General features: G+C 70.4%; 18 protein-coding genes and 1 pseudogene. 8 read left to right on the forward strand and 11 right to left on the reverse strand.

Going from position 1 to position 22,750, the window contains the following annotated elements; all coding sequences use genetic code 11:
- The 6 genes and pseudogenes from ACWEPL_RS59225 to ACWEPL_RS59250 all read right to left on the reverse strand — a co-directional run.
- Positions 1-1,241, reverse strand: a 1,241-nt coding sequence (locus tag ACWEPL_RS59225; protein ID WP_452441895.1) for an ABC transporter substrate-binding protein, incomplete at its 3' end; no start/stop codon positions are given.
- Between the two features lie 197 nt (positions 1,242-1,438).
- Positions 1,439-2,440, reverse strand: coding sequence for a LacI family DNA-binding transcriptional regulator (locus ACWEPL_RS59230; protein ID WP_449912763.1), 1,002 nt, complete (start codon positions 2,438-2,440; stop codon positions 1,439-1,441).
- Positions 2,441-2,607: 167 nt separating this feature from the next.
- Positions 2,608-3,603: a LacI family DNA-binding transcriptional regulator gene (locus ACWEPL_RS59235; RefSeq protein ID WP_452441907.1), complete on the reverse strand. Its 996-nt coding sequence runs from the start codon at positions 3,601-3,603 to the stop codon at positions 2,608-2,610.
- 119 nt (positions 3,604-3,722) lie between these two features.
- The gene (locus ACWEPL_RS59240) at positions 3,723-4,076 is read right to left on the reverse strand and encodes a beta-xylosidase family glycoside hydrolase (protein ID WP_452441908.1); all 354 of its coding nucleotides are present in this window, start codon (positions 4,074-4,076) and stop codon (positions 3,723-3,725) included.
- A gap of 82 nt (positions 4,077-4,158) precedes the next feature.
- A pseudogene (locus ACWEPL_RS59245) lies at positions 4,159-4,401 on the reverse strand (family 43 glycosylhydrolase); the annotation flags it as partial.
- Positions 4,402-4,413: 12 nt separating this feature from the next.
- Complete coding sequence (locus ACWEPL_RS59250; RefSeq protein WP_452441896.1) at positions 4,414-6,177, reverse strand: cellulose binding domain-containing protein; 1,764 nt, start codon at positions 6,175-6,177, stop codon at positions 4,414-4,416.
- Between the two features lie 681 nt (positions 6,178-6,858).
- On the opposite strand from ACWEPL_RS59250, the gene ACWEPL_RS59255 reads away from it, so the two are divergent.
- Positions 6,859-8,148 (forward strand): PP2C family protein-serine/threonine phosphatase, encoded by a 1,290-nt coding sequence (locus tag ACWEPL_RS59255; RefSeq protein WP_452441897.1) that lies wholly within the window; start codon positions 6,859-6,861, stop codon positions 8,146-8,148.
- Between the two features lie 12 nt (positions 8,149-8,160).
- On the opposite strand, the gene ACWEPL_RS59260 is transcribed toward ACWEPL_RS59255, so the two are convergent.
- From ACWEPL_RS59260 to ACWEPL_RS59275, 4 genes are all read right to left on the reverse strand, one after another.
- Complete coding sequence (locus ACWEPL_RS59260) at positions 8,161-8,886, reverse strand: alpha/beta fold hydrolase (RefSeq protein WP_452441898.1); 726 nt, start codon at positions 8,884-8,886, stop codon at positions 8,161-8,163.
- Positions 8,887-8,926: 40 nt separating this feature from the next.
- Entirely contained in the window at positions 8,927-9,883 is a 957-nt protein-coding gene (locus tag ACWEPL_RS59265) for an alpha/beta hydrolase (RefSeq protein WP_363971945.1), read from the reverse strand.
- 103 nt (positions 9,884-9,986) lie between these two features.
- A complete protein-coding gene (locus ACWEPL_RS59270) occupies positions 9,987-10,973 on the reverse strand; it encodes an alpha/beta hydrolase (protein ID WP_452441899.1) in 987 nt (328 codons plus the stop codon).
- A 48-nt stretch (positions 10,974-11,021) separates the two neighbouring features.
- Positions 11,022-13,871 carry an AAA family ATPase gene (locus ACWEPL_RS59275; protein ID WP_452441900.1) on the reverse strand — a complete coding sequence of 950 codons (2,850 nt, stop codon included), beginning with the start codon at positions 13,869-13,871 and terminating at the stop codon, positions 11,022-11,024.
- 191 nt (positions 13,872-14,062) lie between these two features.
- Here ACWEPL_RS59275 and ACWEPL_RS59280 point away from each other — a divergent pair, with 191 nt between their 5' ends.
- Positions 14,063-14,674 carry a hypothetical protein gene (locus ACWEPL_RS59280; protein WP_452441901.1) on the forward strand — a complete coding sequence of 204 codons (612 nt, stop codon included), beginning with the start codon at positions 14,063-14,065 and terminating at the stop codon, positions 14,672-14,674.
- Between the two features lie 66 nt (positions 14,675-14,740).
- On the opposite strand, the gene ACWEPL_RS59285 is transcribed toward ACWEPL_RS59280, so the two are convergent.
- Positions 14,741-15,190 carry a nuclear transport factor 2 family protein gene (locus ACWEPL_RS59285; protein ID WP_452441902.1) on the reverse strand — a complete coding sequence of 150 codons (450 nt, stop codon included), beginning with the start codon at positions 15,188-15,190 and terminating at the stop codon, positions 14,741-14,743.
- A 676-nt stretch (positions 15,191-15,866) separates the two neighbouring features.
- Here ACWEPL_RS59285 and ACWEPL_RS59290 point away from each other — a divergent pair.
- The 6 genes from ACWEPL_RS59290 to ACWEPL_RS59315 all read left to right on the forward strand — a co-directional run bounded on the left by ACWEPL_RS59290 (position 15,867) and on the right by ACWEPL_RS59315 (position 22,611).
- Positions 15,867-17,063: a hypothetical protein gene (locus tag ACWEPL_RS59290; RefSeq protein ID WP_350743128.1), complete on the forward strand. Its 1,197-nt coding sequence runs from the start codon at positions 15,867-15,869 to the stop codon at positions 17,061-17,063.
- A 58-nt stretch (positions 17,064-17,121) separates the two neighbouring features.
- Complete coding sequence (locus tag ACWEPL_RS59295; RefSeq protein ID WP_452441903.1) at positions 17,122-17,961, forward strand: SGNH/GDSL hydrolase family protein; 840 nt, start codon at positions 17,122-17,124, stop codon at positions 17,959-17,961.
- A 138-nt stretch (positions 17,962-18,099) separates the two neighbouring features.
- Positions 18,100-19,044, forward strand: a complete 945-nt coding sequence (locus ACWEPL_RS59300; protein WP_452441904.1) for an RNA polymerase sigma factor — start codon at positions 18,100-18,102, stop codon at positions 19,042-19,044.
- An 86-nt stretch (positions 19,045-19,130) separates the two neighbouring features.
- Positions 19,131-19,841 (forward strand): alpha/beta fold hydrolase, encoded by a 711-nt coding sequence (locus tag ACWEPL_RS59305; RefSeq protein WP_452441905.1) that lies wholly within the window; start codon positions 19,131-19,133, stop codon positions 19,839-19,841.
- 348 nt (positions 19,842-20,189) lie between these two features.
- The gene (locus ACWEPL_RS59310; protein WP_452441906.1) at positions 20,190-21,749 is read left to right on the forward strand and encodes an alpha-L-arabinofuranosidase B; all 1,560 of its coding nucleotides are present in this window, start codon (positions 20,190-20,192) and stop codon (positions 21,747-21,749) included.
- A gap of 214 nt (positions 21,750-21,963) precedes the next feature.
- Entirely contained in the window at positions 21,964-22,611 is a 648-nt protein-coding gene (locus ACWEPL_RS59315) for a hypothetical protein (RefSeq protein ID WP_363971965.1), read from the forward strand.
- Positions 22,612-22,750: the final 139 nt, after the last annotated feature.

The following is a 22,750-nucleotide window of genomic DNA, read 5'->3' on the forward strand; positions in this document are numbered from 1 at the left end:
TGGGCCGCCCCCTCGGCGGCCGGCGTCAGCCCCGAGCCGACCGCGACGGTGATCTGCTCCAGAGACGGGCCCTTCACCGGGGACAGGAACTCCAGGGCCGGCGAGGTGGAACCCTTGTCGATGTACGCCTGCACGTCCTTGGCGACCTGGATGGCGTTGTCGGGCAGCTTGGCGCCCTTCACCCGGTACGGCCCCGTCGGCTGCACCACCTTGCTGATGGCCTCAGCGGCGGCAGGCGAAGCGACGAACGCCGCGAACTTCTTGGCCGCCTCCAGGTTCTTGGTGCTCTTGGGGATGTAGATGGCCGGTGGCTCCCACACGGTGGCGCCGTTCTTGGCGGCGTCGGTGCCGGGGACGCCGAAGAAGCCGATGTCCGTTGCGGCCTGCGGGCTCGTGGCCAGCACCGGCGGCAGGATCGCGGTGAGCATCGGATAGTGCGCGCCTTCGCCTTCGGCGAGCATCTTCAGCCCCTGGTCCAGGGTGGCCGAGCCGAAGCCCTTGTTGAGGTAGCCCTTGACGTCGGCCAGGTGCTGGAAGCTCGCCAGCGCCGCCGGCGTGGTGGCGAACTTGGCCTTGCCCGCGGTGTAGTCGGCGGCGAAGCTCGGGACCGCGGCCTGGACGTTGTAGAAGTCGGCCAGGACGAACAGCTGCGAGGTCCAGGTGTCCTTGAACGTCGAGATCACCGGCGTGATCCCGGCCGCCTTGATCCTCTCGTTGTTGGCCATGAACTCCGCCCAGGTCGTGGGCACCTTCAGGCCGAGCTTGTCGTAGACCTTGCGGTTGTAGAGGATGCCGCCGCCGGACGCTGCGGTGGCCGGCACGCCGTACACGTGGTCCCCTTGGGTCACCACCCGCAGATAGTCCGGCTGGACGTTCGCCACCACCGGGTCCCCGGTGAGATCGACCAGGCTCTGGGCCGGGTTGAGCGCCTGGAGCAGCGACCCGGAGTTGTACCAGAACACGTCCGTCATCTCGCCGGTCGACAGGCGCGTCTTGACGATGTTGTCGCCCTCGCTGCCTCCCGGCTGGTTCTCGATCTTGACCTTGATCTTGGGGTTGGCCTGCATGAAGGCATCGGCCAGCGCCTTGGACGTGTCCACGGTCGACTGGTCGCTGCCTGTCATGAAGGAGAGGGTGACGGTGCCGTCGGCGGCGGGCTCCGAGCCGGAACCGCAGGAGGTCAGAGCCGCCAGCGCCAGGACGGCCGTAGCCGTCGCGAGCGTGCGGTGGGAGGTCTTCACACACCCCTCCAGGGTTATTGAATCGTTTTAAGCGACTCCCCGATGCGGTTAACGTAGGCGTTACGTGAAGGAAGTGTCAAGAATGTTTTGGGTAACGGTACCCAGCTTTTTCCCAGGTTGAGTCGCTGTAACCGGGTCTAAATCGGTAACGGTTTCTACGGCGGGCAGCGCGAGACCCTACTTGGGCAGCCGGAAGCTCAGCTGACGGACTCTCCCGGCGCGGCCGTGGAGCCGCGGACGACCAGGCTCGGGGTGACCGAGAAGCGAACGGGCGTCATGCGGCCTTCGATGCGTTCCAGCAGGAGCTTGCCCGCGGCCCGGCCCATCTCGGCGCCGTCCTGATCGACGCTGGTCAGCGCGATGTTGGGCAGAGCGGCCAGGTGGATGTTGTCGTAGCCGGCGACCGAGACGTCCGCCGGGACGGCCAGGCCGGCCTCGTGGACCGCGGCGAGCGCGCCGAGCGCCGCCTGGTCGGCTCCGGCGAAGATCGCCGTCGGCGGGGCCGAGCGGCTCAGCAGCTCGCGAGCCCCCTCGTAGCCGCCCTGCTCGTGGTAGAAGCTGGTCGCGATGGCGATCTCGTCGCCGAGCCCGTGCTCGCGCATCACGCGTTCGTAGGTCGCCGACCGGATGTTGTGCAGCAGGTCGGCCGGCCGCGCCTGGCTGTCGTCCTGGTGCGTGATGTGCGCGATGCGGCGGTGGCCCAGCTCGATGAGGTGCTTCACGACGAGTTCGGCGCCCGCTTCGTCGTCGTCGAACACCGAGTCGTAGTACGACGAGCGCTCGTGCCGGGCGAGCACCACGGTCGGCTTCTCCTTGGCCACTTCCTCCAGGCGCGCTTTCGAGGCGAGCGGGGCGACCATGATGATGCCGTCCACCTGGCGGTCCATGAGGGCGTCCACCGCCCGGATCTCGACCTTGCGGGTGGCGCCCCCCTGGATCATGAACGCCTGGTAGTCGGTGTTCTCCAGATATTCGGTGAGGCCGTCGAGGATGTCGGCGAAGAACGGGTTCCTGATGTGCGGCAGGACCAGCCCGATGGTGAAGGTGCGCCCGCGCATACCGCGGGCCACCGCCTGCGGCCGGTAGCCGAGCTCCTGGATGGCCGCCTTGACCCGGTCTTTCATGGCAGGGCTGACACCATAGGCGTTGCGGATCACCTTGGACACCGCTGTGACGGAGACCTGAGCGTGAGTCGCCACATCGGCGATGGTCACTCGTCGTCGACCAGGCGCGGCCATGGAACTCCCATTCCCGAGACGTGGTCCGATTCTACGAGCTCAGAGCGTTGCTCCAGGGACGTCGGCCGGGCCGGAGGCCGGACCGGGATCCGCCGTCACGTACGGTCCACGACTGGTGAGGCCTTCCCTCATCCCCCGGCGCCCTCGCGGTCGGCGGGTGGAGCGGTGCTCTCCCGGACCGTGAGGGTGGTGGCCAGCTCGAGCCCGGCCTGCGGCGTCTCCTCCCCGCGCCCCAGGGCGAGCGCCAGCTCGGTGGCGGCCGCGGCCATCTCGGTGAGTGGTTGGCGAACGGTGGTCAGCGGAGGATCGACCAGGGCGGCGATGGGCAGATCGTCGAAGCCGACCACGCTCAGGTCCGCCGGGATCCGCAGCCCCATCGTCCGCGCGGCCTGGTAGACGCCGATCGCCTGCAGGTCGTTGCAGGCGAAGATCGCCGTAGGCCGCTCCGGGCGGTTCAGCAGCTCGAGCGCGGCGGCGCGGCCGTCCTCGGTGGTGAGCGGGGTGCGTACGACGAGGTCGGCCTCCACCGGGAGGCCGGCGGACTCCCGGGCGGAGCGGTAGCCGTCGAGCCTGGCCTGGCAGTAGAGGGTCCGGTCGGGGCCGCCGATCATCGCGATGCGGCGGTGTCCCAGCTCGATCAGGTGGCGGGTGGCCGACCGCCCGCCGGACCAGTTCGTCGCTCCGACGAAGGGGACGTCGTCCGGCAGCTCGGTGGCGGGGTCGAAGACCACGAACGGGATGCCTTTGGCGCGCAGCTGGTTGCGCTGCTCAGCCGACAGCTGGGCCACCGTCACCACGCAGGCGGGGCGGCGGGCCAGGGTGTCCTCGCTCGGATAGTGGACCGCGTTGCGCTCCGGGCCGAACTCCGTCAGCACGACGGCCACGCGGTGCTCGCGGGCCACCCGCTCCACCCCGCGGATGATCTCGGTGCCCCACATGTGCTCGAGCTCGTCGAAGACGAGCTCCATCATGTTGCTGCGGTTGGTCCTGCGGTATCCGTACTCGCTGATCAGCGCCTCGACGCGGGCACGCGTGTCGGCGGACACGCCGGAACGGCCGTTGATGACCTTGGAGACCGTGGGGATCGACACTCCGGCGGTCTCCGCGATGTAGGAGATCGTCACGGGTCTCGACGAATCGCCTCGCGAGCCTTCCCGGTCAGCCACCGGTTCGCCCGACTCGGCGTGTGACAACCTGGCTCCCCTCCTCATCGGCCCCGTCCGGTCGCCCGTCGAGGGCCCGTTCACGGCGCAAGGATAACCTGCCCCGGCCCTGTGTCGTGATCGCGAGGCTCGTAATCGAACCAGTCGAACCGCACCGTGCCGGACGCGGCGTACATGCCGATCACCCGTCCGGTGAAGCCACCGGCCACCTCCGTCGACAGGTACCGGCCGTCGGGCTCGGCCGGCACGTCGAACGCTCCGTCCGCCGCCTCGACGCCGAGGCGCAGGACGTCGGGCTCCTTGCGGGGATGCCGGTCGGCGGGCAGCGCGGCGAGCACGTCGATCCGCAGCCTGATCGGCCCGGCCGACGCGGGCCGGGAACGTACCGAGATCCAGCGCGGGTGCAGCCGATCCGCGTCGAAGTCGTCCCGCACCCGGTGGCGTGGCCACCGGGTGCGGCGGCCACGCGGGCGCCTCCATGACTGGTGCCGGCTCGCCGACCACCGGCCGGCCGTCGTCCCAGGTGACCGGCGCCAGGAACGTCCCCCGCCCCAGCACGTGCCGGCCCGGGGCGCCGCCGCCCGGCCGTACGCCGAGCAGCACCATCCACCAGGACCCGTCGGGCGCCTCGACGAGGTCCGCGTGGCCGGTGTTCTGGATCGGCCGATCGGTGCTGCGGTGGCTCAGGACGGGGTTGGCCGGGCACGGCTCGAACGGCCCGTCGGGTGCCGGCCCGCGCGGCGGCGGCTCGGAGACCACCGAGTGGTCAGGTCAGCCGGCGGAGCAGGCGGACCCGTTGAGCGCGAAGCCGGTGGGGTTCGCGTCGTTGCCGGTCCAGGTGCCCTGGAACCCGAACGACTGGGAGCCGCCCGCCGGTATGGCGCCGTTGTACGACGCGTTGGTGGCCGTCACCGCCGCGCCGCTCTGCGTCACGCTCGCGTTCCAGGCGGTGGTCACCTTGGTGTCGCCGGGGAACGTGAAGGTCAGCCGCCATCCGTCGACCGCGCTGCCGCCGGTGTTCCTGATCGTCACGCTCGCGGTGAGCCCGCCCTGCCACTCGTTCTTGGTGTAGTCGACCCGGCAGGCGCCGGTCCCGCCGCCGCTTCCCGCGCGCAGCTGGACGACCACGACGGAGTAGGCGGGCACGGTCTGTACGGCGGCGCTCCCGGTGGAGGCCGAGCCGATCGACGAGGCGTTCTTCAGGTACGAGTACACGGTCGGCGTCGCCGAGGACGGGGTGAAGCCGCTGTAGGAGAGGTTGACCGTCGTGGCGTTGTTCGGGTCCTTGTTGATCAGCATGACGCTCACGTCGCCGTTGGCGCGCTTGACGGCGTGCGTGGACAGCATCGCGGTGGAGGAGGTCGTCCGCACCAGCGCGTCGCCGGGGGCGCCGAGCCTGGTCATCATCTGGATGCCGTAGTACGGCGGGAACGGCGTGTTGGCGGCCGGTTCGCAGGACGCCCCGCTGGACACCACGCCGCCGTCGTTGTAGTCCGTCGCCCCCTGGATGGTGGTGACCTTGCTGCAGTCGGTGCCGTTGCGCAGGTTCCACCAGTCGATGTTGAACGCGCCGTTCTCCATCCAGGTCAGGTAGACGTCCGGCGCGTACAGGCCGGACGGCGAGGTGTTCAACGCGTAGTTGGAGCTGTCCTCGGTGACGGCGATGCCGACGTTGGGGGCGTTGCCGCCCGCGTACTGGTTGATCAGCGCGCGCAGCGCGCTCGTCATGCTCGGGACCTCGGCCTGCGGCTTGGTCACGAGCTCGGCCTCGTTGGCGCTGTTCGGGTAGTGGTGCACGATCACGAAGTCGATCCGCGAGCCGGCGATGGACATGACGGTGCGGTTCCAGTCCATCGTGTCGCCGGGGCCGACGACGCCGTCCGGCCAGTTGCCCGGCGTCGTCAGGACCGCGCCGATCTTGATCGTGGGGTCGACCGCCTTCATCGCGGTGATGTAGTCGAGCAGGTTGGTGGCGTACGTGGCGGGGCTCTTGCTGGCGTGCTTGTCCGTCTCCCATTCGGCACCGTAGTGGCCGTTGCCGTACATCTCGTTGCCGATCTCCCAGTACTTGATGCCGTAGCCCTTGGTGACGTTGGCGTACCGCACCCAGTCGGCGGCCTCCTGCGCCGTGCCCGAGCCGTAGTTCGCGGTGACGATCGGCTGCGCGCCGGCCGCACGGGACGTGGCCACGTACGCGTCGAACCCGGTGTTGGGCGCCACGTACCCGCCGCCCTCGACCGTGTGCGTCTGCCAGTGGTAGCCGTCGGCGTAGCCGCCGCCCGGGTAGCGGACGGCCTTGACACCCGCGTCCTTCAGCAGCGTGGATGTCGCCGGATCGTTCATCCGCCCGTCCCACACGGCGACGTTCATGCCGACGCCGGCGGCGGGGATGGTGGCCAGCGTCTGACCGGCGTCGACCGAGACGGTGGCGGTCGTGGCGGCGGCTGCCGGCAGGGTGGGGAGCGGGGATAAGCCGGCGATGACCGCGACCGTGGCTCCGGCCAGAGCGATCAGACGGGTGACGCGTCTCCTCATGGACCCTCTCATGAGCCCTCCTGGGGCGAGAAAGTTTTCCGAGATTTGGTGAGATAATTTCTCGGCGGAGAGTAGTAAGCGTTAACCATGACGTCAACGAGCACCGGCAATGGCGGGCAATAGTCCAGCTTTACCGCTGGATGAGGTCGGCATCCTCCTTGAAACTTTCAGGGACAGGATACTGAAAAGTTTCCTCCAGCAGGATGAGCGTGCGCCACGCCTACACGCTTGATCCAGTACGAGGGACAACCGGCCTGCATGATGTAGCTTGGAGTAACTAGATCATCACTCTGAGTGAAAAGGCGGTGTTGTCATGAACGCCCTGGCGTCGCTTCTTAACGCGCTGTTGCATCAGGTGCAGCAGCTCCTCGCGAGCCTGCACGTGGGCTGACGGACGAGGAGCGATCGGCTCCAGCCGAACGTACGGCTGGAGCCGATCGCCACCAGGCGAGGCCCCACCGCATGACAACCTTCGCCTTCGGCAAGTGGATATCGGCGTACCTGTCCCCTCAAGATGACGGAGGTCTCCATGCCGGAAGGGCACCAGCCAACCGTGAAAGCGCCGGATCGCCCGGACACGGCGATCCGGCGCCTTCACGTCCGGCAATCCCCCGCACCCCGGGCCATCGAAAGGTGAACCTCTTACTCCGAGCAGGCAGAACACCTCGTAGAGTGGATGGCGTGGGCAGGATCGCCGGCCCGCACAGGCAGGGCGCACGCAAGCCGGGCGCGCCGCAGATCGATTACGCGGCGCTGTTCGCCGCCACGCCGAGCCCGTGCCTCGTACTGGATCCGGGCCTGACGATCGTCGACGTGAACCGCGCCTACCTGCGCGCGACCGGCCGTACGGCCAAGGATCTGATCGGGCGGCACATCTTCGACGCTTTCCCCGACAACCCTGACGACCCCTGCGCAGAGGGCGTGAAGAACCTGCGCGCCTCGCTGCACCGGGTGCTGGCCTACCGGGAAGCGGACACGATGGTGTTGCAGAAGTACGACATCCCGCTCGCCGACCACCCCGGAGCGTTCGAGGAGCGCTGGTGGTCCCCGATCAACACCCCCGTCCTGGCGCCGGACGGGACGGTGTCGTGGATCCTGCACCGGGTGGAGGACGTGACGGAGTTCGTCCACTCCTGCTCCGCTCAGCAGCCCGCCGTCCGCCTTTCGGCGGGGCAGGAGGAGTCGATGGAGGCCGAGCTGTACGCACGGGCGCAGGAGTTGCAGCGGCTGAACGAGGAGCTGCGCCATGCTCACGCCCGCGAACGTCAGGTGGCGCTCGCGTTGCAGGAGGCCATGCTCCACTGCCCTGACCTGGACCTCCACCCCGACGACATCGCGGTGCGCTACCTGCCCGCCGTCGGAACGCTGAACGTCTGCGGCGATTGGTACGACGTCGTGGACCTGCCGGACGGCTGTTTCGCCGTCGCGGTCGGCGACGTCGTGGGCCAGGGTCTGGAGGCCGCGACGGTCATGGGAATGCTCCGCAGCGCGCTCAGCGCGGCGATCCGCGCGGTCAAGGAGCCGGGCCCGGCGCTGGAGGTGGTCGGTCTGTACGCCCGTTCCCTCGAGGGTGCGCTGGCCACCACGGCGGTCCAGGCCGTGATCGACACCGCGGGCTGCCGCATCACCTACAGCAGCGCCGGGCATCTGCCGCCCGTCCTGCTCCACTCGGACGGCTCCTGCGCGCTGCTGGACCAGGCCACCGACCCTCCCCTGGGCACCCGCCCCGACCACGTCACCCGCCCCCACGCCGAGCTCCCCTACACCGCGGGAGACACCCTCGTCCTGTACACCGACGGTCTCATCGAGCGCCGCGGGGAGGACATCGACGTCGGCTTGGCGCGCCTGACCGCCGCGCTGGCCCGGTGCAGCCGGCTGACCCCCAACTGCCTCGCCGACGTCACCCTGAGCTCCCTGGGCATCAACAGCGGCGCCGGCGACGACGTCGCCCTGCTGGTCACCCGGCTGTGAAACCCGGGTACGTCAGGCCGAGACGGCTCGGACCGCCTCGCGGATCAGGTCGGCCACGTCCTTGGGACGGGACACCGCGACGGCGTGCGAGGCCCCCTCGACCTCGACGACGGTCGCGCCCGCCCGCTTGGCGCCGAACCGCTGGACCTCGGGGTTGATCGCCTGGTCTGCGGTGGCGACGAGGGCCCAGGAGGGCTTGGTCCTCCAGGCCGCCGTGGCCGCGGTCTCGGTGAACGCCCCCGCGGCCAGCGGCCGCTGCGCCACCGCGAGAACCTTGGTGACCTCGGCGGGGACGTCTGCGGCGAAGATCTCCGGGAACGCCTCGGGGGCGATCGTGACCTCGACCGCCGGGTCGGCGCCCTCGACCGGGTAGGCCGACTGCCGCAGGTTGGCGCCCAGCGGCGACTCCGGGAAACGCCCCTGCAGTTCGCCGAGGCTCTCGTCGTCCTCGAGCACGTACGCGGCGACGTAGACGAGGCCGACGACGTTGGCGGTCGCGCCGGCCACGGTGATGATCGCGCCGCCGTAGGAGTGGCCGACCAGCACGACGGGGCCGTCGATCTGGGCGGCCACCGAGGCGATGTACGCCGCGTCCGAGGCCAGGCCGCGCAGCGGGTTGGGCGGGGCCACCACGGGAACGCCGTGCTCCTGCAGTTCGGCGATGACGCCGGTCCAGCTGGCGGCGTCGGCGAACGCGCCGTGCACGAGAACGACCGTGGGAGTGGTGCTGTCCGTCATGAGGAGGGCTCCTTGATCAGGGGTGGGCTGTCCGGGGCGCTCAAGGGCGCAGGGCGTCGCGGAGGAACTCGCCGCCCTGCTGGGTGGCCGCCTTCGCCGCGTACGTGTCGCGCATCGCGTTGACCATGACGAAGTCGTGGATGATCCCCTGGTAGCGCACGGCCGTGGTCGGCACGCCGGCGGCGCGCAGCTTGGCGGCGTACGCCTCCCCCTCGTCGCGGAGCACGTCGGCCTCGGCCACGATGACCAGCGCCGGCGGCAGCCCGGCGAGCTCGTCCAGGCTCGCGCGCAGCGGCGACGCGGTGATCTCCGCGCGCTGGGCGGGGTCGGTCGTGTACTGGTCCCAGAACCACTTCATGCCGTCGCGGCTGAGGAAGTAGCCGGTGGCGAACTGATCGTAGGAGCCGGTGTCGAAGGCGGCGTCGGTGACCGGGTAGAACAGCAGCTGCGCGGCCAGCTTCGGCCCGTTGCGCCGCTTGGCCAGGATGGTGGTGGCCGCGGTCATGTTGCCGCCGACCGAGTCGCCGGCCACCGCGATGCGGGCCGGGTCGAGATCGTGCTCGGCCCCGTGCTCGGAGATCCACTGGAGCGCGGCGTAGATCTCCTCGATCGCGGTGGGGTACTTCGCCTCCGGGGAGAGGCTGTAGTTCACGAAGACCGTCGCGGCCTGGGCCCGTACGGTGAGCTCGCGGACGAGCCGGTCGTGGGTGTGGGCGTTGCCGAACACCCAGCCGGCGCCGTGGACGTACAGGATCACGGGCAGGGTGCCCTGGGCGCCGGCCGGCCGGAAGATCCGGATGGAGACCTCGCCCGACGGGCCGCCGGGGACGGTGAGGTCCTCGATGTCGGCGTCCGGCACGGGGACGTCGCCGTCCTGGACGCCGTCCACGGCCTTGCGGCCCTCGACCGGGCCGAGGTCGTAGAGGTACGGCGGGTTCTTGGTCGCCTCGGCGAACGCCTGTGCGGCCTCTTCGAGGACGGGCTTGATATCGGACATGCTGCCTGATCTCTTTCCATGCGCATACGTGCCGCCGGTGGGCGACTCACGCAGGTCAGCATCGCAACCCCGCCGCCCGGACGCATCAGTAAGTTGACTGGCGTCAGCGCCGGGCGGCCAGGGCGTCCTTGAGGAAGAGGGCCCCCTGGCGGACGGCGGCCAGCGCCGGCGGGCTGTCCCGCAACGGGTCAAGCGACGCGAAGTCGTGGACGGTGCCCAGGTATCGGACGGCGGTGACCGGCACACCCGCCGCCAGTAGCCGGCGCGCGTACTGCTCGCCCTCGTCCCGGACGACGTCGGCCTCCGCGGAGACGATCAGCGCGGGCGGCAGCCCCGCGAGGTCCGCCGTGCTCGCCCGCGCCGGCGCGGCGGTGGGTTCGTGCTCGTCGTCGGTGTACTGCTGCCAGTACCACTCCAGCGCGGCGCGGGTCAGGGGGTAGCCGGAGGCGAAGCGCCGCTGCGAGGCGGTGTCGCAGCGCGGGTCGGTCATCGGGTAGTACAGCAGCTGGGCCCGGATGCGTGGCCCGCCGCGCTGCTTGGCCATCATGGCGAGCGCCGTCGCCATGGTGGCGCCCGCGCAGTCGCCGGCGACCGCCAGCCTCCGGCCGTCCAGCCGCAGGTCGGCGGCGTGCTCAACCACCCAGGTCAGCACCGCGTACGCCTCCTCGACGGCGACCGGGTAGCGCGCCTCGGGCGTGCGGGTGTACTCGGGGACCACGAACGCGGCCTCACCGGCGGCGGCGAGCTCGCAGATCATCCGGGCGTGGGTCCGCGCGTCGCCGAGCATCCAGCGGCCCCCGTGGAGGTAGACGACCACCGGGAGGGGGCCGGTCGGCCGGACCGGCCGGAACACCCAGAAGCCGGCGAGCCCGGACGGCCCCACCGGCGCCACCAGGAACTCGGCCGCCACGTCGAGGTCGTCGCGCCGGTGGTCCTGGGTCTCCAGCAGCGCCTGCCGCCCGTCCTCCGGGCCGAGCTCGTGCAGGTACGGCGGTGCCGCCGACGCGTCGACGAGCCTCTGGACCAGGGGATCGAGGACGATGGCGGGCCCCTCGCAGGCGCCGCCGTCCGTGGCGGGGTCAGTTCCCACGTCCCTCACCTTTCGCTCGCCGAGTGTGCCGATCGTACGCGCGGGTGGTCACAGGTCGTCGAAGAGGTCGCGGAGCTGGTGACGGCTGCTGACGCCCAGCTTCGGATAGACGTTGTAGAGGTGGGAGCCGACCGTGCGGGGAGACAGCATGAGCTGCTCGGCGATCTCCCGGTTGCGCAGTCCCCGTGCTGCCAGCCGGACGATCTGGCGCTGCTGGGCGGTCAGCTCCGCCAGCGGGTCCGCCTGGGCGGGCGCGGCGGCGACGCCGCTGGCCCGCAGCTCCACGCGCGCCTCGTCGGCCAGGCCGCGGGCGCCGAGCCGGGTGAACGACTCCAGCGCCGTGGTCAGGAGCGGCCGGGCGTCCAGGGGCCGCCGTTTCCTGCGCAGCCACTGCGCGTAGTGGAGCCGGGCCTGCGCCCGGGCCAGCGGCCACTGCTCCCCCGCCGGGTTCACCGTGGCGAGCCGGAAGTGGTGCTCGGCGTCCTTGGGCTCGCCGGTCAGCGCGGCGGCGTGGTGCACGAGCAGCGTCATCCGGGTGGTCGGGCGTTCCCCCAGCGCGGCGCGCACCGCCGCGACGATGCGCGCCCCCTCCTCCTGCCGGCCCGTCCGCTGGGCGGCCGCGGCCAGGTCAACGACCGACCGGTTCGACAGGAAATAGTGCAGGGGTACGCCGTCCTCGCCGAACAGCAGCCGGAAGTGGCGGAACGCTCCGTCGAAGTCGCCCGCCGCCGCGGCGCTCGTGCCGGCGGCGCGCAGCAGGCGGGCGTGGGTGGCGCGGTTCTCCTCCAGGCCGACGGCCGTCCAGGCGGGATCGGCCGGCATGTCGGCGGGCTGCCCGCGCAGGGCTCGCAGGGTCGTCCGCAGCGCCTCGACGTCGATCTCCAGATGCCTCAGCTTCTGAACGGCCGCCAGCGTCGCGGTCTCCTCCAGATGCTCCTCGGCCTCCGCCCAGCGACCGGTGTCGATCAGCGCCGAGCCCATCGCCGCGAGCGTGGGCGCGGCACTGCCCATGGAGCCGTACGCGGTGAGCAGGGCGAACGCCTGCCGGAAGGACTCCACGCACAGTTCGGACTCGTCGGCGTACCAGGCGACCGCGCCGGCCGCGTGCAGGCGGGTCACGTCCGCGATGCCGGTCGGCAGCTCCGGGGTGCCGGGCCGGCGGCGGATCCGCCGCAGCAGTTCGGGGGCGTTGACCGGGTCGGCCCCGGCCAGGGCCACGGCCCGGACCGCCTCGAAGGCGTCGCTCGTCGTCAGCTCGGAGTAGGGCGTCTCGCGGCTCCCGGCCTCGAGCCCGTCGAGCAGGGCCGCGATCGGCCGCCGCACCTCGGGCAGGCCGGACTGGAAGGCGACCGCCTGGAGCACGGCGGCCAGGGCGAGCACCGTCATGCCGTCCTTGGGCGGATCCGGCTCCAGCGCGCTCAGCAGCACCTGGAACCCCTGCCGCTGGTGGCCGGACAGCGACAGGGCGATTCCGGCGCCGCAGGCCGCGACGCCCAGCAGGTCCCGGTCCTCGGTCAGTGCGGTGACCTTGTCGTACAGCTCGCGTACCCACGAGGGGTCGCCGGCGTTCTGGGCGGCTCGCAGCGCCTTGGCGTACCGCCGGGCCCGGTCCGCGGCGCCCGGGCTGCACTCCGCGGCCCGTTCCAGCGCGCGTGCCGCCGCGAAGAAGCCGCCACGGCGTTCGGCGAGCTCCGCGGTGTCCTCCAGCGCCGCCGCGACGGACTCGTCCTGCCGCAGGCACGCGGCGGCCAGGTGCCAGGCCCGGCGCGCGGGGTCGGCGTCGAGGGCGGCCGCGAGGTCCGTGTGCACCTGCCGGCGCAGGTGCGCCGGGGCTCCGTCGTACGAAGCCGTGCGGACGAGCGGATGCCGGAAGGCGACCCGGCCGCCGGCGATGGTCATGAGACCGGCGTCCTCCGCGGGCGCCCACACCCCGAGATCCGATCCGGCGCCCGCCGCGGCCATGATGGTCTCCAGGTCCTCGTGGTCCGAGGAGGCGGCCGCGTAGAGGATCAGCCGCTGGGTGCCGGCCGGCAGGGCGCGCAGCTGGGCGGCGAACATCTCCTGGATGCGCAGGGTCTGCGGCAGCCCGCCGCCGGGCACCGCCCGCCCCGCTCGTACGGCGCGGGACAGCTCGATGATGGCCAGGGGGTTTCCGGCGGCCTGTTCGAGCAGGTCGATCCGGGCCCGGCCGGTGGGCGGCTCCGGCTGGGCGTCCAGCAGGTGCGCGGCCGCCCGGCGGCCCAGCGGTGCCAGGGACAGCACCGGCAGGTCCGTATTGAGGCCGTCCGGAGGAGTCTGGCCCCGTGCCGCGAGCAGCACCGTCACGGCGTGGGCCGCCAGGCGGCGCATCACGAACCCGAGGACGTCGCGCGTGTCGCGGTCGAAGTGCTGCACATCGTCGGCGATCAGCAGGACGGGCCGGCTTCGGGAGACGCGGGCCAGGAGGTTCAGCACTCCGACGCGCAGCGGCATCGGGTCGTGCTGCCGGGTGCCGGTGACGATCCCGAACGCCGCTTTCAGCGCCTCCCGCTGGTGTTCGGGAAGATCGTCCGTCTCGGGCAGCAGCGGAAGAAGCAACTGGTGCAGGGCGGCGAACGACTGCTCCACCTCGGCCTCACAGCCGCGGGCGGTCAGCACCAGGCTTCCGATCCCGCGCGCGTGGTCGGCCGCGGCCTCCAGCAGCGCCGTCTTCCCCGTGCCCGCCTCCCCGAGCAGCAGCATCGTCCGCGGCCCGCTCCGGCGCCCGTCGATCGCGTCCACGATGTGGGCGAGCTCGGTCCCCCGGCCTGTCAGCGTCGTGGTGGGGCCGGGCGGGGTCCCGCGTTCCTCGTTCCCGCCGTCGATGCGCGCCCCCCGCCAGGAAGAACCCGGACCGGCGGCGACCATCGGCTCATCCATGGTGTGTGTCCCCCGTCGTACAGCTAGGCGACCTCATTGTGCCATTTACTTATTGTTTGGGCGATTTCCGGATCGGAGGGCCGACGCTTCAGGCCACCGCCGAAACCAGCGCGACCCGGAAGGCAGCAAACGTTTACGGTCCCGCCATTCAAGATCATCCGATTGGTCACCGGCACCCCGGCCATCAGGTCGTGTCCGAGATCGTCGAAGAGGCGCGGACAACCCCGCCCACCGAGATCCCGGACGGCGACGTCCAGCGGCCCTTCGCCATCGCGACGGACCCCGACCGTACGCTGGTCGCGAGCGTCAGCGAGACCGACATCGGCATCGGCCTGCCGGAGGCCGACGGCGCCGGCAGCCAGCCGCTGCCCGGCCTGGTCACCTACGCCGCCAAGCAGCCCGGCGTCACCTTCGCCCACCAGCGCACCGGCCAGATCGCCCGCGCGCTGACCATCGTCAAGGACGCCTCGGCGCCGACGGAGTACCGCTTCCCAAGCTCCGCCCCCGAGGGCAGCATGCTGGAGGTTGAGGAGGACGACGGCACCGCCCTGATCCACAACAACGACTTCTACCTCGCCGAGATCGACCTGCCCTGGGCCAAGGACGCCAACGGCAACCCGGTGCCGACCTCGTACCGAGTGGAGGGCATGACGCTCATCCAGACGGTCGAGCACGCGGGCGGCGCCTCGGCCATCTACAAGGTCCGGGACGCGGCCAGGAAGAACCAGTGCTTCATGATCCGGTTCCAGGCTCCAGGCATCGTCTGGTACGAGGTCCGCAAGAAGAGCTGCCAGAGCAAGTAGCCCCCGCACCATCCCGACGCCCCCACCCGAACCGGCGGGGGCGTCGGCCCACGCGCACCTCGTGGATCACCCATGCCCGCCTTCACGCGACGGGCCCTCGCCGGTGGCTTGTCGGTCGCGGGCCGGAATCGGCTCGGCCAGCGCGGCGCGCCCAGGAGCCGCGGGGAACGGGTCGGCGAAGTACTGGGTCTCGTGCGTGACGAGACCGTCGGTGATCTCCATGACGCTGAGCGAGTAGGTGGGCACGCCGTCATAGGTGATCACGCACTCACTCACCCAAAGGTCGCCGCGGCCCAGGATCCGGCGGACGGTGAAGTGGCGCTCGGCCGGGTGCCCGCCGCGTTGCGCCCGGATCTTTGACCGGCCGGTGAAGCGCTCACCCGACTGCGGGTAGTCCAGGATCGCGTCCGCGGCGTAGATCGCATGCTCGGCGTCGACGTCCCCGCGTTCGGACGCCTCCCAATGCTCCTGGAGCCGAGCCCGGATGTCGGCTGCCGGATCCGTTTCGCTGTTCACCCGTCGGCCCCTCATGACCAGAAGATCGCAGGACAGATGCTACCTGAAGGTCCTCCCGCGGCCCGGGACCGCGGGAGGGCACGGGGAGGCCGGTGTCGAGGGCCGCCCCGCCCACGTCACTGGAACGAGAGGGACGCCCGCCTCTTCGGCGTGGGCCTGCTCGCGCCCGTCGCCCCGCGCGCCTGATCCCCCGCTGACCCTCCGGCCGGCAGAATGTCGGCTACCACCAGCCCACGAGTTTCTCTCCGGATTCAATTCTTCCGTCTGAATGCATTCATCAGCACAACCGTTCTCGGCGTATTCGCGCCCTGCCCGCACTTCCTCCGGAGCGACTGCGGCGTCCCGCGATCGTGCAGGTGGCGGGGCCATCACGGCCGTCCGTGCCCACCTGCTCCCATGGAAATTCCGAACCGCCGGCCGATTGTCCTGCGCTGCCATCTGACTGACTGCTTGACAAGATCGCCATCCATATTTAAGGTCACGTTGACCAGGCGGCTTGAAACGTTTTTATCGATGTCAGGCGCGCCTGGCGGCGAAGCGCGGCCGCCATCTCCCCACCCCCCATCAACGGGAGAAACATGCGTACCAGGAAAGCGCCAACGCTCCTCACCGCAACGGCCACCCACAGCGCCTCGACGGACGGCATCACCAACTGGGCACCCCCACGGAGAATCCCATGACAACAGCCCCCACCACGGCGCCACGCCCGCTCAAGGGACGACGTCGTCGGTTCGCCCGCATCGTCGCCGCGCTCGCCATCCTGTCGGCCGGCGCAGGGGCCGGCATCGTGCTCGGCCCGCCCCCGGCGTCCGCCGCCGCCTGCGGAGAGGGCACCTTCCAGTCGCAGGTGACCGTCAGCGGCAGCACCTGGACCGCCCGCAACAGCGCCGGCGGCAGCGTCTACACCGGCACCGACTTCCGGGCGGCGGTCCAGGCCGGCATCGGCAGTCTCACAGCCGGGCGCACCTCGATCCAGCGGGTCGTCGTGCGCGGCAACGGCACGATGAGCGCCGGCAGCCGGATCTCGCTGCCGAGCTACACCTCCCTGTCGGTCTGCGGCACGATCAACGTAACCGGCTCCGGCTCCGGCGACTACGCGCCGATCTATTCCCGCGGCACCGCGAACATCGAGGTCCCGTACCTCAACGTCACCGGCACCCCGATCTACGGCATCTTCCTGCGCAACGTCACGAACGTCTGGCTCGGCCAGATCGACATGCGGCTCGGCGCGGGCCTCGGCGTACGCATCGACAACCGCGGCGACACCAGCCAGTGGACCCGTAACGTCCGGGTCGACACCGTGTACGTGCAAGGGGCCAGTTCGCACGCGATGGAGACCTACGGCGTCGACGGTCTCACCGTCGGCACCGTGACAGCACGCAACGTCGGCGAGTCCGGCCTGCTGCTCAACCAGACCATCAACGCGACGGTCGGCACCGTCGACGCCGACAACGCGGGCGCCGGCACCGGGTACGCGGCCTTCCGCATGGCCAACCGCAACGGCCGGGTCGGCAGCGCCTACCCGAACAACATTCGAGTCGGCACCGTCAAGGCACGCGGCGGTGGCCGGGGCATCTTCTGTGTCTCGGAGAGCGGCGGCGCCACCATCGACCGGGTCGACATCGCCAACACCGGCAACAACTCGGTGCTGGTGGAGAACTGCTACAACGTCGTCATCGCCGGAGTTTCGGGCACGGTCAGCGGCGGGGGCGAGGTCCGGATCGCGGCCCGTACGGAGTTCGCTCCGTCGTCGGGCATCAGGTTCCAGAACCTGACGGTCACCAACACCGCCATCAGGTGGAGCCCCTGCACCGGCAGCAACAACACGATCAGCAACGTGACCCGTGTCAACTCGACGCTGACCTGGTGCTGACTCATCCGCCGCGGCTGTCGGCGCAATTCCCCTCGCTCCCGGACTGGCAGGAGAGACCATGCGAAAGGTCCACTTCTTCATCGTCTCCGTTCTGATGCTGTCCCTGTCGCTGGTCGTCCCGAGCGCCGCTTCGGCCGCGGTGATCGGCCCGGCCGGGTGCAGCGCCCGCGTCGGCACGGCGGCCGCCGCCGCGACGACGACCGTCTGGATGGCCGGCGACTCGACCATGGCAAACCCCAGCGCCACCTGCCCCGTGGGCTGGGCCACCGAGTTCGACTCGCTGTTCCACAGCAACATCGTGGTCAACAACCTCGCCGTCGCCGGGCGCAGCATCCAGACCTGGCTCTACGAGGGCAACGTGACATCCACCATCGGCTCGAACGGCGAGTGCGTTCTCAGCTCCACCGCCTACTCGTCCCGATGGCAGCAGGTGCTCACCGGCATGAAGGCCGGTGACTACCTGTTCATCCAGTTCGGCATCAACGACGGCTCGACGACCTGCCCGCGCCACGTCGGCACCGCGCGCTACCAGGAGCTGATGACGACGATGGCGCAGGCGGCGCTGGCCCGCGGCGCCCACCCGGTCCTGCTCACCGCCGTCGCCGCCATCACCTGCTCGGGCAGCACCGCGGTGAAGAACCGCGGCTTCGTCACCCAGACCAACGCCGCCGGCGCCGCCACCGGCTCCCCGGTCATCGACCTGCAGACCCTCAGCGTCGACTACTACAACTCCCTGGGCCTGTGCCCCAACAACGGCGACTACACCTCCGGGCCGCTCGGACAGTTCTTCTGCAACGACCACACCCACTTCGAGGCGTACGGCGCCCGGCGGATCGCCCGGCTGGTGACCGGCGCGCTCCGGACACAGAAGATTCCGCTCGCCGACTCCCTCCTGTAGCACCCGCAGGCCGTCTCGTCGCTGGTGGCCCTGGCATCGTGATGACGCAGGCACCCGCCTCCTCGGCGCGCTCGACGTCGGCGGGGGCCCGTCATCGCAGCCACCGGGCGTTGGGACGACGTGTGGCAGAGTGACGAAGTGCGCATTTCCTCGCGGGCGTCGACCCTCGACGAGCCCATCGACCGTGAGCTGGTGCTGCTCGCCCAGTCCGGTGACTCGGCCGCCCTGGGCACGCTGCTGGCCCGGCATCGCGCGGGAATGCTGGCGGTGGCGGTGAGCGTGCTGCGCGATCCGGCCGAGAGCGAGGACGCCGTCCAGGACGCGTCGCTGATCGCGCTGGCCCGGATCGGCGACCTGCGCGATCCCGCCGCCGTGGGCCCGTGGCTGCGGATGATCGTCCGCAACCTCTGCCGAAAGCGGCTGAACGCCACGACCGCGATCCCGGCCGGGGACCTGCCGCCGTCCGCCGAGCGGGCAGCCGATCCGCAGGAGGTGCTGGAGCGGCACGCGCAGCGCGACTGGGTCTGGCACGCCGTCGGGCTGCTGTCCCCGCCCCTGCGTACGGTGACCCTGCTGCGGTACTTCTCCTCGGTCACCCGCTATGACGAGATCGCCGCCGCCTGCGGCGTCCCGGTCGGCACCGTCCGCCGCAGGCTGCACGAGGCGCGGGGCATCCTCTCCCGTACGCTGCCGGCCACCTTGCACAGCGCGTACGACGACATGGCCGCGGTGACGGCGGCCCGCCGCCGGGAGGCGGAGGAGGCCGTCGCGGCCGGGCATCAGGGCACGTTCGGGGCCTTGCTGCGGGAGCGCTGGTGGCCTGACGTGGAGATCGCCTGGGGCAACGGCCGCCGCACGCGCGGTATCGGTCATCTGGCGCAGGTGATGGACGTCCGCATGGCGGCCGGGACCCGGCAGCGCCTCACCGGCGTGGCCGCGAGCGCCGACGTCGTGGTGTGGGAGACCGACGTGTCCAGCCCGCCCGACGCCGGGCCGGGGTGCGCGCCGTCCATGTGCTGGCTGCTGTCCTACGACGCCGACCGGGTGCGTCGGGTGCGGATGATCCACCGGGCGGCGGCCTGAAAAGAATCTTGGCGCCGGAGCGAACTTTCCGGCGCGCCACCGGATCGTGTCAGTGATTTCCACACGACCGGAAGGTAGAGCTCTTCATGTCCGACATCTCGACGACGTTCGTTCTCGTTCCCGGCGCCTGGCAGGGCGGCTGGTCCTGGCAGCCGGTGGCGCAGCGGCTGCGTGCCGCGGGCCATGCCGCCGTGACGATCACCCTGCCCGGGCTGGCGGACGGCGATTCCCGGGCCGGCCTCCACCTCTCGGACGCGGTCGACCATGTCGTCGGCGAGATCGAGCAGCGCGACCTGAGCGACGTGGTGCTGGTCGGCCACAGCTGGGGCGGCTATCCGATCACCGGGGCCGCCCATCGGGTCGCGCGCAGGCTCGCCAAGATCGTGTATTTCAACGCCTTCGTCCCGGCTCGCGGTGTGCCGTTCGTCGACGAGAACCAGGACTACGCCACCATCCTGCGAGCGGCCATCGACGCCTCGCCCGACGGCAGCGTCTCCGTCACGTTCGAGCAGGTCCCGATGCTGGTGCCGGAGCTGCCCGAGGCGGCACAGCGGCTGTTCCACGAGCTTCTCGTGCCGCAGCCGGGCGCGTACTTCCTGCAGGCGCTCGACGTGGACGACGTGACGACGCTGGGGTTGCCGGCGGCGTACGTCCTCAGCGAGAACGACCTGGCCCTGGCCCGGCCGGGCGACGAGCTGGCCGCCCGGATCGGCCTGACGCCGCTGATGGTGCCCGGCGGTCACCAGTCCATGCTGACGCACCCCGACGAGGTCGCCGAGGCGCTGCTCAAGTGCTGATCGGTGGTGCACGGGCGGTACCGCCCCAGTGCTCTCCGCCGCGCCGGCCAGTGCGGCCTGGCGCGGCGGCGGGCGCCTTCCCCGTTTCGTGGCTGCGGCGTTTTCATGGTTGCCGTGAAAACCTTGACGAACGATCACTTCCGATTCATAGTGAGCCCGTCAACCCACAAAGCTGCGCACCTCCAGGGGTCGCCCAGCGCATAAAATGTTAACGCTAACATATGATCATATTGCAGCTCAGAAGGCACATCTCCATGCGATGACCACGCTTCATGATCCTTTGACCAATAGCCCACCCGCGGAAATTCCAGCATTCGCGGTGCCCCCCGAGAAAGGCACAGGTTCATCATGATCGTCGGGTCCGGATTACGGCACGTGAAAAAGGCGATGCTGTCCGCCGGGGCAGCCGTCGCGCTCGCCGCCGGCCTGCTGGCCGGCATCCCCGCCCCGTCGCAGGCCGCCGCATCGCAGTCGTGCGACATCTACGCCTCGGGCGGCACGCCGTGCGTGGCGGCGCACAGCACGACCCGCGCCCTGTACGCCGCCTACAACGGCTCGCTCTACCAGGTACGGCGCTCCTCGGACAACGCCACCCAGAACATCGGCCTGCTCAGCGCGGGCGGGTACGCCAACGCCGCGGCACAGGATTCCTTCTGCGCCCGTACGACGTGTGTGATCACCGTCATCTACGACCAGTCAGGACGCGGCAACAACCTGACCCAGGCGCCTCCCGGCGGCTTCTCCGGCCCGGCCCCAGGCGGGTACGACAACCTCGCCGTGGCGACGGCGGCGCCCACCATGGTCGGCGGGCACAAGGCGTACGGCGTGTTCGTGGCCCCCGGCACCGGCTACCGCAACAACAACACCAACGGCATCGCCAAGGGGGACCAGCCTGAGGGGATGTACGCGGTCTTCGACGGCACGCACTACAACGGCGGCTGCTGCTTCGACTACGGCAACGCCGAGACCAACAGCCGCGACAACGGCAACGGCACGATGGAGGCCATCTACTTCGGCAACATCAAGGTCTGGGGCTACGGCACGGGCAACGGCCCCTGGGTCATGGCCGACCTGGAGAACGGCCTGTTCTCCGGGGTGAACCCGGGCTACAACGCCAACGACCCGACCGTCAACCACCGCTACCTGACCGCCATCGTCAAAGGCGAGCCGAACCACTGGTCGATCCGCGCCGGCAACGCGCAGTCGGGCAACCTGTCCACCTACTACAACGGCGCACGTCCCAACGTCGCGGGCTACAACCCGATGAAGAAGGAAGGGGCCATCATCCTCGGCATCGGCGGCGACAACAGCAACGGCTCCGCCGGCACCTTCTACGAGGGCGTGATGACCTCCGGCTATCCGACGGACGCCACCGAGAACGCGGTCCAGGCCAGCATCGTCGCCGCCGGCTACACGACGGCCGCCCGTCCCAGCGGGACACCCGCCGCCGGAACGTCGATCTCGCTGCGCGCGACGACGGCCTGCTGCACCGGCCGCTACATCCGCCACCAGAACGACCAGGCCGTCACGTCCGTGATCACCTCCAGCAGCTCGTCCCTGGACAAGAACGACGCCACATGGATCGTGCGCAACGGCCTGGCCTACAGCTCCTGCGTGTCGTTCGAGTCGAAGAACTACCCCGGCAGCTACCTGCGGCACAGTAACTACCAGCTCTACCGCAACGCCAACGACGGCAGCGCCCTGTTCGCCAACGACGCCACCTTCTGCCCGCAGCCCGGCATGAACGGCCAGGGCCTTTCGTGGGCCTCCTTCAACTTCCCGAACCGCCTGCTGCGTCACTACAGCAACATCGTCTACATCGGCAGCGAGGGCGGATCGAACACCTTCGACAGCGCGACCTCGTGGGCCGACGACGTGAGCTGGGTCGTCGCCTCACCCTGGGCGTAGGCGCCCCGGGCGGAGCTGTCCCCTCGAGGACGGCTCCGCCCGCCGCAGCACCAGCCGGCCGCTCGACCCGGACCCCTGGTGGGCGAGGCGGCCGGCTCACACACAGGCAGATGAGTAGGGGCTACTCATGCCATTTCCGCCGTCGCCAGGAAGCATCCATAGGACTGCCTCCGGTGCCGGAAGGACTCCCATGTCCCGTCGCTCCCCCTTGAGCATGCTGCTGACCGCCATCCTCGCGCTGAGTTTCGTCACCGCGTGCGAGGACTTCCCTCTACAAGACACACCCCCTCAGGCAGCCCAGACGAAGGCGCCGCCCAAGAAGGGCTTCTGTCCCGCAGCAGGCCCGATCACCCGGTCGTTGCTGCCCTCCCCGGAGGGAGTCGAGCGGATCGCCACGAACCCCTGCCTCGGTGTGAACGGCCTGATCGGCATGGCTCTGGATGTCATCCCGGAGCAGAAGATGGCCGAGGAAGCGGAACTGCGCTCGTTCCGTCAGGGGCTCAGGACCTTCGCCACCCGCGTGACCGTGGCCGCCGACGCGGTGGACTGCGCCTACGAGAACGACCACCTGGCGGTGTCGATCTACCAGGACCCGAACTACGGTTGGTCGGTGGGCCTGGTGGCAGTGGTACGCGGGGACCTGGAAGCCGCTGCGGAGGAGGCCATCTGCCTGCTGCTGAAGCAGGTGCCGTTTCTCCCGGACGTCGGCATCCGCGCCGACGGCCCGCCGGCACCGAAGTTCTGCGCCGACGCCGAGTCCAGAGAAGCCCGGGGATACAAGTTCATGATCTTGTGGATCGCCGACTCGGACGCCATGTGCCGCAGCCTGACGCACAGCATCCGCGCGACCGGCGCTGCCTGATCCCAGCGAACCTGACGGGTCTGGAGTACGTCTAGTCCTCGTTGTCGATGTCGTAGCCCACGCCGGGGTGGGGCCGTCGTCGTGGTGGCCTGCCGCGGCGGTCGGGGCGGTGTTCGAAGTGCCACCACTCGTTGTCGTA

The organism is Nonomuraea sp. NPDC004186 (assembly GCF_053603495.1).